Raw genomic sequence first — 14,998 nt, 5'->3', positions numbered from 1 at the left:
CCCATGGCATAAGAGAGTCATTGCATTAGCCAGGATGATAGGTAAATGAAGCGATTGGCCCTAGTTAAACCTGTTTTAGTCGTTGCCATGCTTGGTGTGGGCTCAGCTCAGGCGGCCCCGGATGCCGCCAGTGTGCTCGAAGCCTCCCCGATTGACGACATTGTTGAGCAATACCCGGCGATGCTAAGCCAGGGTATTCGGGAAGGGCTGAAACAACGCGGCCAGGTGCCGCCCATGGTGGCGGATACCGTTGGCTATGTCGTGAGCAGCAGTTTCAGCGCCGACAAAATTGAGCAGCAGATCATTACCGATCTGCAAGCACAGCTGACGGACGAACAGCTTCAGGCGGTAAGTGAGTGGTACCAGACACCCGTCGCCCGGAAAATTTCGAGCGCAGAGATTGCCGCCTCGGCGCCGGAAGCCTGGCCGCAGATTCAGGCCAGCGCGCCGGAATTGAATCGAAAGTACAAAGGCACTCCCAAAGCCGAGATGTTCGATCGATTCGACCGGGCCGCCCGGGCAACCGAAAGCGCGGTGGATACCACCATTGCTGTTCAGTTGGGGTTGGCCACTGCCATGTCGGCGCTCAGCAGCGAATCAATGCATTATGAGCAGTTGGAGCGCCGTATCGAAAACCAGCGAGGAATGCTTCGGGGTGTGGTCGGCCAGCAGGTCTACGACAGCTATCTTTATACCTACGACAAGATCAGCGCCCAGGAGCTGGCATTGTATCTGGACTTCCTCGAAAGCCCCGCCGGTAAGCAGTTTTCTCAGGTTGTGACCAGCAGTATTCAGCAGGCGATCATGGAGCCGGTGGAAAGCATCGGACGGCAGATATCGAGGTTCATGGCACCGCCGGCAGGATCGGAGTAGGACGCACCCCGGCCGGCGTCGGAGATATTCCGAACACCGGCCGGGCCAATCATCGGATCAGCTGCGGCTGGTGACTTCCAGCAGGTGGTAGCCAAACTGGGTCTTGATGGGGCCGATCACAGTATTGAGCTCGCTGTTGAAAACGGCTTTGTCGAACTCCGGAACCATCTGGCCCGGCCCAAAAGAACCCAGGTCGCCGCCGTTACGGCCAGAAGGGCAGGACGAGTGCTGCTTGGCGACTTCGGCGAAATCCTGGCCACCTTCGATGGCTTTCTTCAGTTCCTCACACTTGGCTTCACTGTCTACCAGAATGTGGCGTGCGGTTGCTTGTGCCATGATCAATTTCCTGTCGTTGGGTGAATGGAACACAGACCGGAATGCTGCCCGCAGCGGCGCCCTGAGGCAAGTGGTTTTTGTCCGTGTTTCTGCGGCCTCACAGTCTCTGGTGCAAACCTGTACAATGCCGGCTTTCTTTTCGCCGGCTCTCGTCGGCCCCTACTTCGACAGGTTTGTTTCTTGATCTCCACCGCCAATCTCACCATGCAGTTCGGGGCGCGGCCCCTGTTTGAAAATGTGTCGGCCAAGTTCGGCAACGGCAACCGTTACGGCCTGATCGGGGCGAATGGGTGCGGTAAATCCACCCTGATGAAAATTCTGGGTGGTGATCTGGAGCCATCGGCGGGCCAGGTCATGCTGGAACCGAATACCCGACTGGGCAAGCTCCGTCAGGATCAGTTTGCCTATGAACAGTGCTCAGTGATGGACACTGTGATTATGGGCCACGAAGAACTCTGGAATGTGAAAAAGGAGCGGGACCGCATTTATTCGCTGCCGGAGATGAGTGAGGAAGACGGTATGGCCGTGGCAGACCTGGAAGTGCAGTTTGCCGAAATGGATGGCTACACCGCGGAATCCCGAGCCGGTGAGTTGCTGCTGGGCCTGGATATTCCTCTGGAGCAGCACAACGGCCCCATGAGTGCTCTGGCGCCGGGCTGGAAACTGCGTGTGCTGCTGGCACAGGCTCTGTTTTCTGACCCCGACGTACTGTTGCTGGATGAGCCCACCAACCACCTGGACATCAACACCATCCGCTGGCTGGAAAACATTCTGGTGGCCCGCAACAGCACCATGATCATCATCTCTCACGACCGTCACTTTCTGAACAGTGTATGTACCCACATGGCGGACCTGGATTATGGTGAGCTGCGCCTGTTCCCCGGCAACTACGACGAATACATGACCGCCGCCACCCAGGCCCGAGAGCGCATGCTGGCGGACAACGCCAAGAAAAAAGCCCAGATTGCGGAATTGCAGCAGTTCGTCAGCCGCTTCTCCGCCAACGCCTCCAAGGCCAAACAGGCCACCTCTCGCGCCCGTCAGATCGACAAGATCCAGTTGGAAGAGGTGAAGCCCTCAAGCCGCGTGAGTCCCTTTATCCGCTTCGAGCAGGGCAAGAAGCTGCATCGTCAGGCCGTGACTCTGAAAGGTCTGACCAAGGGCTTCGATGAAGGCCCCTTGTTCAAAAACCTGGATCTGCAGATTGAGGCGGGAGAACGCGTGGCTGTTATTGGCCCGAACGGGATTGGTAAAACCACACTCCTGCAATGCCTGGCTGGCGCTTATGAGCCGGATGCCGGCGAGGTGAAGTGGACCGACAGTGCCGAGGTTGGATATTTCGCCCAGGACTACACCGCGGATTTTGCCCGCGACGAGACCCTCACAGACTGGATGGCGCAATGGACCACCGGCGGCGAACAATTAGTGCGCGGCACGCTGGGGCGAATGCTGTTTTCCGGTGATGATATTGGCAAGTCTGTAAAGGTAATCTCGGGGGGGGAGCAGGGCCGCATGCTGTTCGGCAAACTGATCCTTCAGAAACCGAATGTGATGCTGATGGACGAGCCCACCAACCACCTGGATATGGAGTCTATCGAGGCTTTGAACCTGGCGTTGGAGAACTATCCGGGAACGCTGATTTTCGTAAGCCATGATCGTGAGTTTGTCTCTTCGCTGGCGACGCGGATTATTGAGCTCACAGCTGATGGGGTGACTGACTTCAGTGGCTCCTATGACGATTATCTTCGGAGCCAGGGCTACCTATGAATGAATCACAGGTTGTAAGCGCCAGCCGGCAATGGGTTGAAGAAGTGGTGGTTGGTTACAACCTCTGCCCCTTCGCCAAGCGCGAGTTGGTCAAGAACCGCGTGCGTTTTGTCGTCAGCGAGGCGGAGAACGAGGATGAGCTTTTACAGGCGTTGCAGTCAGAGTTGCAGCGCCTGGAAGATGAGCCGGACGTCGAAACCACGTTGTTGATCCATCCTGGTGTGTTGCAGGATTTTTTCGCCTACAACGAATTTCTCGATGCCGCGGATGCCTTGCTGAGCTATCTGGAGCTGGAAGGTGTCTTTCAGGTTGCCAGTTTCCATCCGGACTATCAGTTCGCCGGCACCGATGCAGAGGCTGCGGAAAACTACACCAATCGATCACCGTACCCCATGCTGCACCTGTTGCGGGAGGCGAGTCTGGAAGCGGCTATTGATCACTATCCGGACGTAGATGGTATTCCCGACCGGAATATTGCGTTGATGAATGAGCTCGGTGTGCAGAAGATGCGTACTATTCTGAAACGGTGCACCGACGCCGAAACCTGACATTCCGAGCCACTGAGTTGTAACGGAAATGACTGAGCATCGAACCCGCCCATTCAGTTCCAGCCAACGACTGGAATAAGCCGATCGCCACCCTGAATCTTGGGCGGACCCGGGCCGAGGATCTGGTGGAACTGAAACTGAACGCGAGGATCGGGGAGACCCTGAAGGCCTCCCTTGATCAGTTGTGAGCGTTATTTACATCAGGTTGTAGATGAACACCACGCCCACCGCAATCGGGGTGATGAAGCGCACGGTGACAAACCACAGGTTGAATGTACCCGGTGACAGGGCCAGCTCCTTCTCCATGGCAGGTTTCGACATCACCCAGCCCGCCATCAACGCGACCAGTAGCCCGCCCAGCGGCAGCAGGATGTTGGCGGTGAAGAAGTCCAGCAGGTCGAAGATGGTTTTGCCTTCCAGCATCGGGATGAAGCCCAGTGGTGCGAAATCCGCCCACAGGTTCAGCGACAGAATAGAGGCAATACCCAGAGCCCAGCACACCACACCGGCACCCAGCGTACTGACGGTGCGGTTCATGCCCTTTTGTTCTTCCAGCCATTCAACGATCGGTTCCAGCAGGGAAATGCCAGAGGTCCAGGCGGCGAAAATCAGAAGTACAAAGAACAGGGTGCCGAACAGTGAGCCCATGGGCATCTGACCGAAGGCCAGGGGCAGGGTCTGGAAAATCAGGCCAGGGCCAGCACCGGGCTCCAGGCCGTTGGCAAAGACAATCGGGAAAATGGCGAGGCCGGCCAGCAGGGCGACACCGGTATCAATCACCGAGACGGTAATGGAGGTTTTGGCGATGGAAATCTTCTTGGGCAGGTAGGAGCCATAAGCCATCATCACCGCCATACCCAGGCTCAGAGTAAAGAATGCGTGTCCCAGTGCCACCAGTACGCCGGAGGTGGTGAGCTTGGAGAAGTCCGGCTGGAACAGGAAGGCTGCCGCCTGGCCAAAGTGGCCGGTGGTCATGGCGTAGCCGACCACAATCAGTAGCAGTACAAACAGTGCCGGCATCAGAATGCTGACGGCCCGCTCCAGGCCGGAGCGCACACCTTTCGCCACCACCAGCATCACCAGGGCCATGAACACCGTGTGCCACAGCAACAGGGTGCCGGGATTGCTCAGCAGGCCGGAGAAAATCGCACCCACGGCATCTGCGGTCTGGCCGGAGAGCTGGCCGCTGGCGGTGGTGCCAACGTAGGAAATGGCCCAGCCACCAATCACCGAGTAAAACGACAGAATCAGGAAGCCTGCAAGAATGCCCACGGCGCCGACCAGTTTCCAGGCCGGGTTCAGTCCGTCCCGCTGGGCGATCGCCTTGATGCTGTTAACCGGGCTGTGGCCACCACGACGGCCGATCATCACCTCGGCCATCATGATGGGAATACCGATGATGGCGATGCACAGCAGGTAGACCAACACAAAAGCGCCACCGCCGTTTTCGCCGGTTACGTAGGGGAATTTCCAGATGTTTCCGAGGCCCACAGCGGAACCGGTGGCCGCGAGGATGAACGCGAGCCGTGATGACCAGAGCCCGCGCTGGGCATTGGAGCCCTCAAGGCTGCCGGAATAGGCAGCAGAACCGGATGATGAGACAGACATGGTTTTCTCCCGAAGGTCTTGTTTTTGTTACTGGGGTTAAAAATGGAGCCGCAGAGACTGCGGCTCCCAAGGGGAAGCACCGGTGTCAGGTTATCCGGTGCGAGACAGCCGCTGGGGCGCCAGCCCAGCACCCGCGGCATGCTTGGTGAACCGTTCTTCAGCCAGTTCATTGGCAATTTCACCGGTAGGGAGCCCGGTGCGGTCAGAACGGTTAAAAATTTCGGTCAGGGTGTCGCCGATGGTTTCCACATGGGCGCGCACTTTTTCCGGGGATGCCCCTGTGCGTTCGTAGAACACATCAATGATGCCGCCGGCGTTAATCGCAAAGTCTGGAGCGTACAGAATGCCCCGCTGTTTCAGTGCCGCGTCGTGTTCCGGGCGATCCAGCAGATTATTGGCCGCGCCTGCGACGATACCGGCGCGAATGGCAGGAATACTGCGGTCGTTCAGGACGGCGCCCATGGCGCAGGGTGCGATAACATCCACGGGCAGAGTCAGTATGTCTTCCGCCGAGGCGGCGTGTGCGCCGAGCTGGTCGACAGCTCGCTGCATGTTGTCGGCGTGAATATCGTTCACCCAGAGTTCAGCGCCAGCGTCTTTCAGGTGTTGGGCCAGGCGGAACCCGACATTACCGATGCCCTGGATGGCTACTTTCAGGCCGGTAAGGTCGTTGCTGCCGAGCCGGTGTTTTACTGCTGCTCTGAGGCCAACAAAGGTGCCGTAAGCGGTGACAGGAGAGGGATCCCCGTTACTGGGGGTGCCGTCGAATCCGGTACGGTAGGCAACGCCGGCCACATGGCGGGTATGGCGCCCCATCACTTTCAGATCCGGCACGCTGGTGCCGGAGTCTTCGGCCGCAATGTAATGGCCTCCCAGGCTTTCCAGGTGCTTGCCCATAGCCTCCAGCAGGGCTTGTGTTTTGTGCTTGCGCGGATCGCCAATAATCACGGATTTGCCACCACCCAGGTCCAGATTGGCCAGGGCCGATTTGTAGGTCATTCCCCTGGACAGGCGAAGCACATCTCGCAGCGCTTCTTCATCACTGGCGTAAGGGAACATTCGGCAACCGCCTAAAGCGGGGCCGCGGGAGGTGTTGTGAATAGCGACAATGGCTTTGAGGCCGGTTTCGGCATCGCAGAAAAACGACAGGTGTTCGTGGTGATCGAACTCCGGATGGCTGAACAGCATGTTGAAATCCTCTCCCGCACAGCCGGATCCCGGCGGCAGGTTCTGTCTTGTTTTTGTCGGTCTGGCTTGTGGCCAGGGTGTCGATTTCAGGTGTCCTCCCGAAGGATTGGTCGGGTTGCCCTTTTGGGGCCGGACGAAATTCAAGCTAATGCAAGTTTACGTGAACGTCAACCTTGGCGGCCGGCGGAATTGTGAACTTGTTTGATTTAATCATCTAACTGCCTGAGCACTGGTAAGAAAAAAAACGCTTAATGGTGGTTTCTACCTATACGCGTTTTGCACTATCCGGCTTAGCTTCTTCAGATGTCTGTCGCCTCCTATCCTTATCAGTTTGATTCGCGGAAAGTCCGTTCCGAGTTCTTCCGCCTGCTCCCCATCTCATTCTTTGTGGTGGCGTTTGGTGCTGCCTTTGGTCTGGCCGCCATTCAGGAAGGGTTGACGCCGCTGCAGTCTATCCTGATGAGCACAACCGTGTTTGCCGGCGCTTCGCAGTTTGCGGCGGTGGATATCTGGGGGGCCGATGTTTCGGTTCTGCCTTTGATCGCCGTGGTTTTTGCCATCAATTCCAGGCACTTGCTGATGGGCGCCTCGCTTTACCCGATGCTGAGAGAAGTCTCGCCCGGACACCGCTACGCGCTTTTGTTGTTGCTCACAGATGCCAACTGGGCGGTCTCGGCCCAGGATTATCAGAATGGCAGGCGCAACCTCGAAGTGATTATCGGGGGTGGTCTGGTGCTGTGGCTGGCCTGGATTGTTGGTACAGCCCTGGGCGTCTACTTCGGCGGTTTGTTACAGAACCCCAAAGCCTTCGGGCTGGATATGGTGTTGGGTTGCTTCCTGCTGGCCATGGCACTGGGAGGCAATAAGTCCCCGCGGGTGCTGGTCGCCTGGTGCGTTGCCGGCGCAGCCTCCCTTGCCGCCTGGAAGTGGCTGCCGCCCAATATGCACGTGGTGGTTGGCGCAATCGCCGGTGGTTTGGTCGGTTTGGTCTGGTTGGAACCAAAATCCGCGGTGGCGGACAACCAGCGGGAGGTGACCGGTGACCATTGAAACCACAACCCTTGGCGTGATGGCGCTGATCACCATCATGACCTTGGTCACTCTGATTACCCGTTTCGGCGGTGTGTTTGTGATGTCGTTTGTACGCATCAATCCGCGCGTGGAGAGTTTCATCAATACCATGGCCAGCTCGGTGCTGATCGCCATCATCGTTCCCATGGCGGTGGCCGGCGATCCGGGCGCGCTGGCGGCACTGGTGGCCACGGCGGTTGCCATGCTGGTGCTACACAAGCCGCTTCCCGCTATCGCTATTGGCCTGCTGGCCGCCGCGACGGTTCGTTATTGGCTCTGAGTTTATTGGCGGTCGCGGTTAAAAACTGCTCAAGTTTCTGGCGGTAGTGCCGTTAAGTGACCCAGTGTCACTGAGGTACCGCACCATGATTTCATCCAGCCAGATTTCCCTGTTCCAGGACAGCAGCCGCCAGGTATCGGCGTTCGACAGCTCCCAGCTGAGAATCCGCCAGTCTGCCGCCCCGGTACCGGAAGGGCAGACCAATCGGGGCACCGAGTTGTCATTGTTCCGGCAGGCGGCGTATCGCTACAGCAGCCAGGAGCAGATGGCGTTTTCCAGCACCAGTGAGGTGACTGGAGACAACCGAGCGGCCACCTTCACCAGTTCGGAACTGGTCGAAAAGTCTTCAGAGCTGTTCCTGATGGGGCAGCAGGCGCTGACGGTTAGCCGCGCCGCCCTGGGGGGCGAAGCGGCTGCGGAATCGCCGAAGAACCTGTCGGTTTCTGCCGGTCGCTATATGTTCTACTCCGAAAGCGAAACCCGCAGCTTCGCGTCGACTGGCAGCATCACCCTCGATAATGGTGAAACCATCGACTTTACCCTGTCGCTCAGACAGTCACAGTCCCGCAGCTATGAATACTCCGAGCTGATCCAGATTCAGGAGCGTCCCCTGACTGATCCGCTGGTGATCAACTTTGGTGCTTCTACCGCGAGACTGACCGACACCCTGTTTGAATTCGACATGACGGGCAACGGCGAGACGGCGCAGTTCGCCTCTCTGGGCGCGGGCAGCGGATATCTGGTTTTTGACCGCAATGGTAACGGTAAAGTGGACGATGGCAGCGAATTGTTCGGTCCGGAAAGTGGCTCTGGCTTCAGCGAGTTAGCTGCATTTGATGACGATGGTAACCGCTGGATAGATGCTAACGATGAAATATTTCAGTCCCTGTCGGTGTGGGTACAGACGGCTGATGGCGGCCAGGATCTGCGCTCGCTGGCGGAGGTTGGGGTCCAGGCACTCTATGTCGACAGCGTGGACGACCGCTTCACCCTGACCAATCCTCAGGGCGTGCCCCTGGGGCAGATCAAGGCCTCTGGTATTTATCTGACCACTGACGGTGACGTTCGTACTCTGGAAGAGCTGGACCTGGCGGAGCAGAACACCGAGTCGGCCCCGGCGGTGGAAACCGCGCTTGGTGTTCGCAATGCTGAACCAGAGATGAGTGGCGCTGTCTCGGCGCGAATTGCGGCAATTCAAAACGCGCTGGAGAAACTGAACGAAATTCGTGAGAAGCAGCAGGCGTTTATTGAGGCTTCAAAAGAGCAGGGCGAAGAAAAGTCCCCGCTGGATGGTTACCTGAAGATCATTGATAAACTGCGGCTGGAGTTGCTCAACAGCCAGGATGAGAAGAAGCAGGCAGCCAGTCGGTATCTGGAATTCGCCAAGCTTTGACTTTGGGACAGTGCAGCTCAGGGGTGGGGGTGGTCTCCCAAAAATGTCGGAGGCCATGGATGGCCGGAGAGAAGCGCACATGGATGTGCTTGTAGCGGTTTTTGGGAGACCACCCCCACCCCTGAGCGTCTAGCGAGCTGGTTGCTCGTGCATGGGGTTTGTGTCAAGCAAGGCCAGCTCGCCGAGTCCCGGTAATTTGATCCCCAGCGCCATGGGATTGATACCCAGCGACAACCCCAGAATATTCACTTCCAGACCCTCTCGAACCCCGGCCAACACACCGAAATACCCACCCAGGGATAGTTGATAGCCCGCGCCACCCGGGCTTGGGGCGATCAGCCGGTCACCCAGGTAGTCCTTGCCGATGGCGTGGCTGGGCAGGGCTACGTCGAAGTCCGGCGTTTCCCGTATCACCCAGGCCACGAAGGTGTTGCTGTTTGGCCCCGGCCAGGCTTCGTATTCGGTGGGGTAGGGATAGTTTTCTACTGCCTGGTAGATCTGCGGAATCAAGGCCGCGGCTTTCTCTCCCCGGATGTCTGCATACAATTCCGGCCTGGCGCCGTACCAGTGTCTGTCCGGGTCGCCGGGGCGGGAATTGACCACGTAGGTGCGCCAGCCGGTGACCTCGTGCACCTGATAATAATCAGCGCCATGTTCTTTGGTCGCAATCCAGGTATGTACCGCAAAGTAGCCTCGCCAGCTCCAGGCGCGTGCGCCATAGACCTGAATAATGGCTTCCTCAACCTGTTCGGGTCGAGGCGCTATACCGGCGCTTTCCCGGCTGGCGGTACGCCAGCTCTCCGCAACCTCAAGGCTGCTGCTGGCGGCCAACAGAAGGGGGCCGCCCAGAAGCAACAGCAGGGCGCCGAGCAGGCCCGCGGCGTATTTGAGAAGTCGTTTCATTTACAGGTCCGGTTCGAGTATTTCCAGCATGCTACAGGCAAGATGATACGCCTTTTAACGGTCAATGGATGAAGCAGGTTAAAGAATGGTAGTTTGCCCAAGCTCACGCTGACTTCTAGGCTCAAGGTGTAAATATTCTTGAGTCAGGAGGCTGTCATGTCTGATCACCATGTCTACAAAAAAGTGGAAATCGTAGGCTCATCAAAGACAAGCATTGAAGATGCCATTCAGAGCGCGCTGGATGAGTGTGGGAGAAGTGTTCGCAATATGGAGTGGTTCGAGGTAACGGAAACCCGTGGCCACATTGTCGACGGAAAGGTCGGTCATTATCAGGTGGGCCTGAAAATCGGTTTCCGGATTGCCGATAGCTAAGCAAACTTAGCCGCTTCTTATGGCGCGGTGCCGGATGGTGGTCACCAGGTGATTCAAAAGCTCCCGAGCCTCGCCCTCATGCAGGCTGTGAAACTTGTCGTGCAGGACTCTCCGGTCGTGATCGGAAGCGCCGTGCCGGACTTCCTTCACCAGGTCCAGGTACTGGCAGGCGGCGAGGTGGGCCTTGATTTCCACGTCAATGAGCCGGGTGAGCAGTTCATCCACCGTTTCGTGACAGAAGGGGCGGTGCTGGTTCAGGTGATTTCGGGCGTCCAGCGCAGCGTTTCTGGCCTCCAGACGTAAGTCGTTGGCGGATTCACCGGTTTCGACAGTTCGCAGAAACTGCCCCAGGCGTTCGTGCAGAAGCCAGATGGCCGGCCAGGTCTTCTGGTAGGCTTCCATTTCCGTTTGGTAACGGGCTTGGTCCAGTGAGGAATGGCTGGTCGACGGGCTATGATCTGAGCGGTTGAACTGACTGACCCGGATGTCATCCATTTCACGCCAGAGGGTGTCCGACCTTTCCCTCAATGCGCTGAGCTGGCTCTGGTTTTTGTTCCGTAACCGGGATGCCAGTATCAGGCTGAGAAGCGCCAGCACAAAGGCACCCAATGCCACCATCAGGGGTGGATCAAATGAGGTGAGTATGCTTCCTGGCAGACCGGTATCCATTGCCGTTCACCTGATTGAAGTCCGTCCTGGTCAATCAGTATACAGACTATTGCGGTGTTTGTTGTTTAAACGGCAGTAAGGTTTCCGCCTCGGCAAAATACCCTTGTACCTGCTCTGCTTCTTCCCGGGTGAAGTCGGCAATGGCGTCCCGGAAGCCGGGGTGCTGTATACCGTGCCAGGAATGGGTGATCACCGGTTCAAACCCCCGAACCAGTTTATGTTCGCCTTGGGCGCCGGCATCAAAATGTGTCAGCCCAAGCGCCAGCGCCAGCTCGATGCCCTGATAGTAACAGGTCTCGAAATGCAGGTGATTGTATTCGTCCAGACAGCCCCAGTACCGGCCGTAAAGAGCGTTTTGCCCCGACAGAAACAGGGCCCCGGCGATCATTTCGCCCTGTTTGATCGCCATGATCACGTGCATATGCTCGGGTAGCTGCTCTCTCAGTAACTCGAAAAACTGTTTGTTCAGGTATGGTCTCTGGCCCCGCTTCAGATAGGTGGCCTGGTAGAACACATAGAAGGCGGCAAGAACCTGGTCTGGAATATCCTTGCCATGGAAGCAGGCAAAAGTGATGCCCTGTTCCGCCACTTGCCGGCGTTCCTTGCGAATGGATTTACGCTTGCGGGAATTCAACGCTGCCAGATAATCGTCGAAGCTGTGGTAGTTGTGGTTGTGCCAGTGGAATTGGCAGCCGATGCGATGCAGTTCATCGTCATGCGTCAGCAGTTTCTGGTCCTCGGCGTTGGGAAACAGCAGGTGCCAGGAGTGTGCCCCAAGGTGGTGTGTCAGGGTATCCAGCAAGTCGTGCAGGCGTTCGGGTGTCAGCTGTCGCCGCACCTCAGCGTCCAGCAGCAGCCGGGGTCCGGCAGACGGTGTGAACGGAATGGCGAGCAACAGCTTTGGATAATAGGGCAGGCCGTATCGCTGGTAGGCCTCGGCCCAGGACCAGTCGAACACATATTCACCCATGGAGTGGGTTTTCAGGTAGGCGGGTGCCAGGCCCACAATCCGGCCTTCGTGTTTGAATACCAGGTGGCTGGGGGTCCAGCCCGTTTCGGTGCGGGTGCAGCCGCTCTCTTCCAGTGCCTGAAAGAATTCGTATCGAAGAAACGGATTGGAGACCCCCGCCAGTCGTTGCCAGTCCGATTTCGGGATGTCGGCAATACTGGCTCGGGTCTCCAGAGTGAGTTCGCGTGGCGCGTTTTCTGACATGGTTGGTTTCAGGTCGTTGACGAATACCTTCTACCATACGCCAGAACCCGCCATTTGATCACTCCTTGTCTTGCTTCCCACTGTTGCTACAGCGTTGCTGCATTTTTTCCTGCCATTGATTCATGCGTTTTTCCTGTTTGGCCTGTCGTTCCTGATGAATCTCCGCCCAGATCTGGCGCTGTTCCTCATTCAGTTTCAGGCGATCGGCCATTTCTGCCCGATACGTTTCCCTCTCGGCCCGGCGCTCCTCACGGTTAAAGGGGCGTTTGCCTTCACGGAAGTTCTCGCACAGTTCCTGTTTGTCCCACTTACCGTTCTGGTTGTGTTTGCCGTGCCGTTCCGCGAGAACAGCCGGGCTGGCGGCCATCAGACTTGCCACCAGTACACCGGCGGTTAACAGGGTGGTTTTTACTTTCATTGGTCTTTCCTCGTCGTTGTTCACAATGGATGATGGCCATGCTACGCGGACGCAACGTCAGATGGTGTCAGGGCTACGTAAAGGTTCGGTAAAGGCCGGGAGACCGCCCGCAGCGCTGCAGGATGGCCATGCTAGACTGTGACCGGCACATCCCAGAGAGAAGACGATGCAGAACCGGGTACTGTTGATTGAAGATGACGATGAGTTACGTGAGCTGCTGGCCCGCTACCTTGCCAGCCAGGGCTTCAGTGTGCGTGAGGCCGCCAATGGTCGTGATGGACTGGCTCTCGCTCTGGGCCAGGATTGTGACATTGTGGTGCTCGATATCATGCTGCCTGATATCAATGGTCTGGATGTTCTGAGGGAACTTCGGGGCAAGACGCACCTACCCGTGATCCTGTTGACGGCCCGTGGCGATGAAACCGACCGAATCGTCGGCTTTGAAGTGGGCGCCGATGATTACATTCCCAAGCCCTGCAATCCCAGAGAGCTGGTGGCGCGGCTTCAGGCCCTGCTTCGTCGTATCGCCTGGGATCAGAAAACCGAGGTGGACGCCAGCCGGACTTATGGTGACTTGCGGGTGGAGCCCGGTCAGCGCCGCATCTACCAGAATGACGCGCCCCTGGAACTGACGGGCACCGAGTATGAAGTGCTTCAGGTGTTGCTGGCCCATGCCGGCAGCGTGGTCCGCAAGACCGATCTCATGCAGTGGGCGCTGGGGCGCCGCCTTGAGGCCTACGACCGCACTCTGGATATGCACATCAGCAATCTTCGCAAGAAACTGGGCAATGATGACCCGCCCCGCATCGAGACGGTGCGAGGACTGGGATACAGCTACCGGATACCCACATGATGAAGCGTTTCATGTTTCCTCTGTTCTGGCGGATTTTTCTATCCATCTGGCTGGCCATGGCGGTAACCGTGGTGGCCAGCCACCTTGCCTCGCGTTATCTGTTGGACCGGGAACGCCAGGCGATTGAACGCCAGGTGGGTTTACAGGAACTGGCTCGCGAGGCTCTAGTCATTCGTGAACAGCGGGGTCGGGGGGATGCCTGGCGTTTTTTGCGTTCGGAAGGTGAACGCCTGGATTTGCACCTGATGCTGATCGAAAAGGAGCAGGGCCAGCATCGACTGCCCCGGGCGATTCGGGAACGCATCCAGTCCGGTTGGTACCCCCACAGGCCAGCTGTTCTGGATCTGCAGGAGGGCTATCAGCTAGTTGCCTGGCCCCGGATGGGCGGCGATGGTTGGCTGGACCCGAGAATGTTCCGGTTTGTGGAGATGGGGCTGGCGTTCCTGTTGATCTCCCTGGCCTGTTGGTGGATTGCGCGAATGGTCTCGCGGCCGTTGAGACACATGGAGGGGACGGCCCGGGCGATTGCCGGGGGGGATACTGGGCTGCGGGTTGCTGGTCGCATTGCTCGGCGCCGTGATGAAGTGGGCCAGTTGGCGACTGCATTTAACGGTATGACAGACCGGCTGTGCCAGCTGCTGGATCGTCAGAACCAGCTGTTGCGGGATATCTCCCATGATCTTCGTACTCCGCTGGCACGCCAGCGGGTGGCGATTGAACTGGCTTCGGACAGCGGCGCCGATGAGGCATTGATGACCAGTATTCTGCGCCAGAACGAGCGGCTGGAAACCATGACCGGCCAGATTCTGACCCTGTACCGGGTGTCCGAGAACGGCGGTGATATGGCGCGTGAGCCGGTCAAGCCGATGGTCCTGGTCAATCACGTGCTTCAGGATGCCGCCGATTATGCTGAGCACCAGCGCGTGGAGTGCAAACTGGTGGCCTCGGAGGAGAGCAAAGCGGTGTCTGTGCTTGGCGACGGTGGTTTATTGCAGCGTGCGTTTGATAACGTGCTGCAAAATGCCCTGGACCACACGCCGCCGGGCAAATCGGTGAAGCTCTCTCTGTCCACGGGCAATGAGAGAATCCGTTTGATCGTCGCTGATGAGGGGCCGGGTGCTCCTGAAGACCTGCTACAACACTTGTTTGAGCCGTTTTTCCGGGCTGACAAATCCCGTGGTGGCAAAGGTTGGGGGCTGGGGCTCGCTATTGCCCGTGATATCATTCAGGCCCACGACGGGCACATCAGTGCCCGCAACCGGGACGAGGGTGGCCTGGAAGTGGCCCTTGAGCTACCGGTCTTTGTCGGAGGCTGAGGAATCGGCGCTCGGGCTTTGATCCGGTGCGTTGTCACTGCCCGGTTTCAGCTTGCTGGCGGCAGAAAAATCAATGCCTTCCTGCAGCTCATCCTCATCAAACCGGATGCCGCAGGCGGCCTTGCGTATCCGTGCAGGGGCCGCGGTCCCGGGTTGGGTCTGTTCGTTGTCTTCGGTCGTCATAGGATCG

17 protein-coding genes and 1 pseudogene are annotated in these 14,998 nt (G+C 57.9%); 10 read left to right on the top strand and 8 right to left on the bottom strand.

Features of this window, described 5'->3' with window-relative positions:
- Nucleotides 1–45 precede the first annotated feature (45 nt).
- Entirely contained in the window at nt 46–873 is an 828-nt protein-coding gene (locus ACSSVV_RS15790) for a DUF2059 domain-containing protein (RefSeq protein ID WP_011786327.1), read from the top strand.
- Nucleotides 874–930: 57 nt separating this feature from the next.
- On the opposite strand, the gene ACSSVV_RS15785 is transcribed toward ACSSVV_RS15790, so the two are convergent.
- Nucleotides 931–1,209, bottom strand: coding sequence for a peptidylprolyl isomerase (locus ACSSVV_RS15785; RefSeq protein ID WP_008939100.1), 279 nt, complete (start codon nt 1,207–1,209; stop codon nt 931–933).
- Between the two features lie 180 nt (nt 1,210–1,389).
- On the opposite strand from ACSSVV_RS15785, the gene ACSSVV_RS15780 reads away from it, so the two are divergent.
- The 3 genes and pseudogenes from ACSSVV_RS15780 to ACSSVV_RS15770 form a co-directional block, all read left to right on the top strand.
- Nucleotides 1,390–2,976: an ABC-F family ATPase gene (locus ACSSVV_RS15780; RefSeq protein ID WP_454106530.1), complete on the top strand. Its 1,587-nt coding sequence runs from the start codon at nt 1,390–1,392 to the stop codon at nt 2,974–2,976.
- On the top strand, nt 2,973–3,524 hold the full coding sequence (locus tag ACSSVV_RS15775; RefSeq protein ID WP_022991485.1) for a DUF1415 domain-containing protein: 552 nt from the start codon (nt 2,973–2,975) through the stop codon (nt 3,522–3,524). The genes ACSSVV_RS15780 and ACSSVV_RS15775 overlap by 4 nt, the downstream gene beginning before the upstream one ends.
- A 62-nt stretch (nt 3,525–3,586) precedes the next feature.
- Nucleotides 3,587–3,712: pseudogene (locus ACSSVV_RS15770) on the top strand (NAD-dependent protein deacetylase); the annotation flags it as partial.
- Nucleotides 3,713–3,719: 7 nt separating this feature from the next.
- Here the strand turns inward: ACSSVV_RS15770 and ACSSVV_RS15765 are convergent.
- Both ACSSVV_RS15765 and ACSSVV_RS15760 read right to left on the bottom strand, forming a co-directional pair.
- Complete coding sequence (locus ACSSVV_RS15765) at nt 3,720–5,132, bottom strand: sodium-dependent transporter (protein ID WP_014422240.1); 1,413 nt, start codon at nt 5,130–5,132, stop codon at nt 3,720–3,722.
- A gap of 90 nt (nt 5,133–5,222) precedes the next feature.
- Nucleotides 5,223–6,320, bottom strand: coding sequence for a Leu/Phe/Val dehydrogenase (locus tag ACSSVV_RS15760; RefSeq protein ID WP_022991484.1), 1,098 nt, complete (start codon nt 6,318–6,320; stop codon nt 5,223–5,225).
- Nucleotides 6,321–6,623: 303 nt separating this feature from the next.
- Here ACSSVV_RS15760 and ACSSVV_RS15755 point away from each other — a divergent pair, with 303 nt between their 5' ends.
- From ACSSVV_RS15755 to ACSSVV_RS15745, 3 genes are all read left to right on the top strand, one after another.
- A complete protein-coding gene (locus ACSSVV_RS15755) occupies nt 6,624–7,370 on the top strand; it encodes an AzlC family ABC transporter permease (protein ID WP_011786321.1) in 747 nt (248 codons plus the stop codon).
- Complete coding sequence (locus tag ACSSVV_RS15750) at nt 7,360–7,671, top strand: AzlD family protein (RefSeq protein WP_011786320.1); 312 nt, start codon at nt 7,360–7,362, stop codon at nt 7,669–7,671. Before ACSSVV_RS15755 ends, ACSSVV_RS15750 begins: the two co-directional genes overlap by 11 nt.
- 85 nt (nt 7,672–7,756) lie before the next feature.
- Complete coding sequence (locus ACSSVV_RS15745) at nt 7,757–9,064, top strand: hypothetical protein (protein ID WP_011786319.1); 1,308 nt, start codon at nt 7,757–7,759, stop codon at nt 9,062–9,064.
- Between the two features lie 129 nt (nt 9,065–9,193).
- Here ACSSVV_RS15745 and ACSSVV_RS15740 read toward each other — a convergent pair whose 3' ends face one another.
- The gene (locus tag ACSSVV_RS15740; RefSeq protein WP_454106529.1) at nt 9,194–9,967 is read right to left on the bottom strand and encodes a DUF3750 domain-containing protein; all 774 of its coding nucleotides are present in this window, start codon (nt 9,965–9,967) and stop codon (nt 9,194–9,196) included.
- Between the two features lie 156 nt (nt 9,968–10,123).
- Between ACSSVV_RS15740 and ACSSVV_RS15735 the strand changes: the two genes are divergently transcribed.
- The gene (locus tag ACSSVV_RS15735; RefSeq protein ID WP_141067153.1) at nt 10,124–10,339 is read left to right on the top strand and encodes a dodecin; all 216 of its coding nucleotides are present in this window, start codon (nt 10,124–10,126) and stop codon (nt 10,337–10,339) included.
- 6 nt (nt 10,340–10,345) lie between these two features.
- Here the strand turns inward: ACSSVV_RS15735 and ACSSVV_RS15730 are convergent, their stop codons facing one another.
- Genes ACSSVV_RS15730 through ACSSVV_RS15720 form a run of 3 tightly spaced genes read right to left on the bottom strand, consistent with a single transcriptional unit; the run spans nt 10,346 to nt 12,639 of the window.
- Nucleotides 10,346–11,008 (bottom strand): hypothetical protein, encoded by a 663-nt coding sequence (locus ACSSVV_RS15730; protein WP_014422232.1) that lies wholly within the window; start codon nt 11,006–11,008, stop codon nt 10,346–10,348.
- A gap of 46 nt (nt 11,009–11,054) precedes the next feature.
- On the bottom strand, nt 11,055–12,221 hold the full coding sequence (locus ACSSVV_RS15725; protein ID WP_454106527.1) for a GNAT family N-acetyltransferase: 1,167 nt from the start codon (nt 12,219–12,221) through the stop codon (nt 11,055–11,057).
- A 58-nt stretch (nt 12,222–12,279) separates the two neighbouring features.
- Nucleotides 12,280–12,639 carry a hypothetical protein gene (locus ACSSVV_RS15720; protein WP_454106526.1) on the bottom strand — a complete coding sequence of 120 codons (360 nt, stop codon included), beginning with the start codon at nt 12,637–12,639 and terminating at the stop codon, nt 12,280–12,282.
- Between the two features lie 166 nt (nt 12,640–12,805).
- On the opposite strand from ACSSVV_RS15720, the gene ACSSVV_RS15715 reads away from it, so the two are divergent.
- Together ACSSVV_RS15715 and ACSSVV_RS15710 are read left to right on the top strand one after the other, a co-directional pair.
- Nucleotides 12,806–13,492, top strand: a complete 687-nt coding sequence (locus ACSSVV_RS15715) for a response regulator transcription factor (RefSeq protein WP_014422229.1) — start codon at nt 12,806–12,808, stop codon at nt 13,490–13,492.
- Nucleotides 13,489–14,808, top strand: coding sequence for a sensor histidine kinase (locus ACSSVV_RS15710; RefSeq protein ID WP_454106525.1), 1,320 nt, complete (start codon nt 13,489–13,491; stop codon nt 14,806–14,808). The genes ACSSVV_RS15715 and ACSSVV_RS15710 overlap by 4 nt, the downstream gene beginning before the upstream one ends.
- Here ACSSVV_RS15710 and ACSSVV_RS15705 read toward each other — a convergent pair.
- Nucleotides 14,785–14,991: a hypothetical protein gene (locus tag ACSSVV_RS15705; RefSeq protein ID WP_224849769.1), complete on the bottom strand. Its 207-nt coding sequence runs from the start codon at nt 14,989–14,991 to the stop codon at nt 14,785–14,787. The two genes, ACSSVV_RS15710 and ACSSVV_RS15705, sit on opposite strands and share 24 nt — an antisense overlap.
- Between the last annotated feature and the right edge of the window lie 7 nt (nt 14,992–14,998).

It is taken from the genome of Marinobacter sp. MBR-105, from assembly GCF_053628895.1.
Note: the sequence above shows the minus strand (reverse complement) of the source record. Positions and strands in the feature narration are given on the sequence as shown.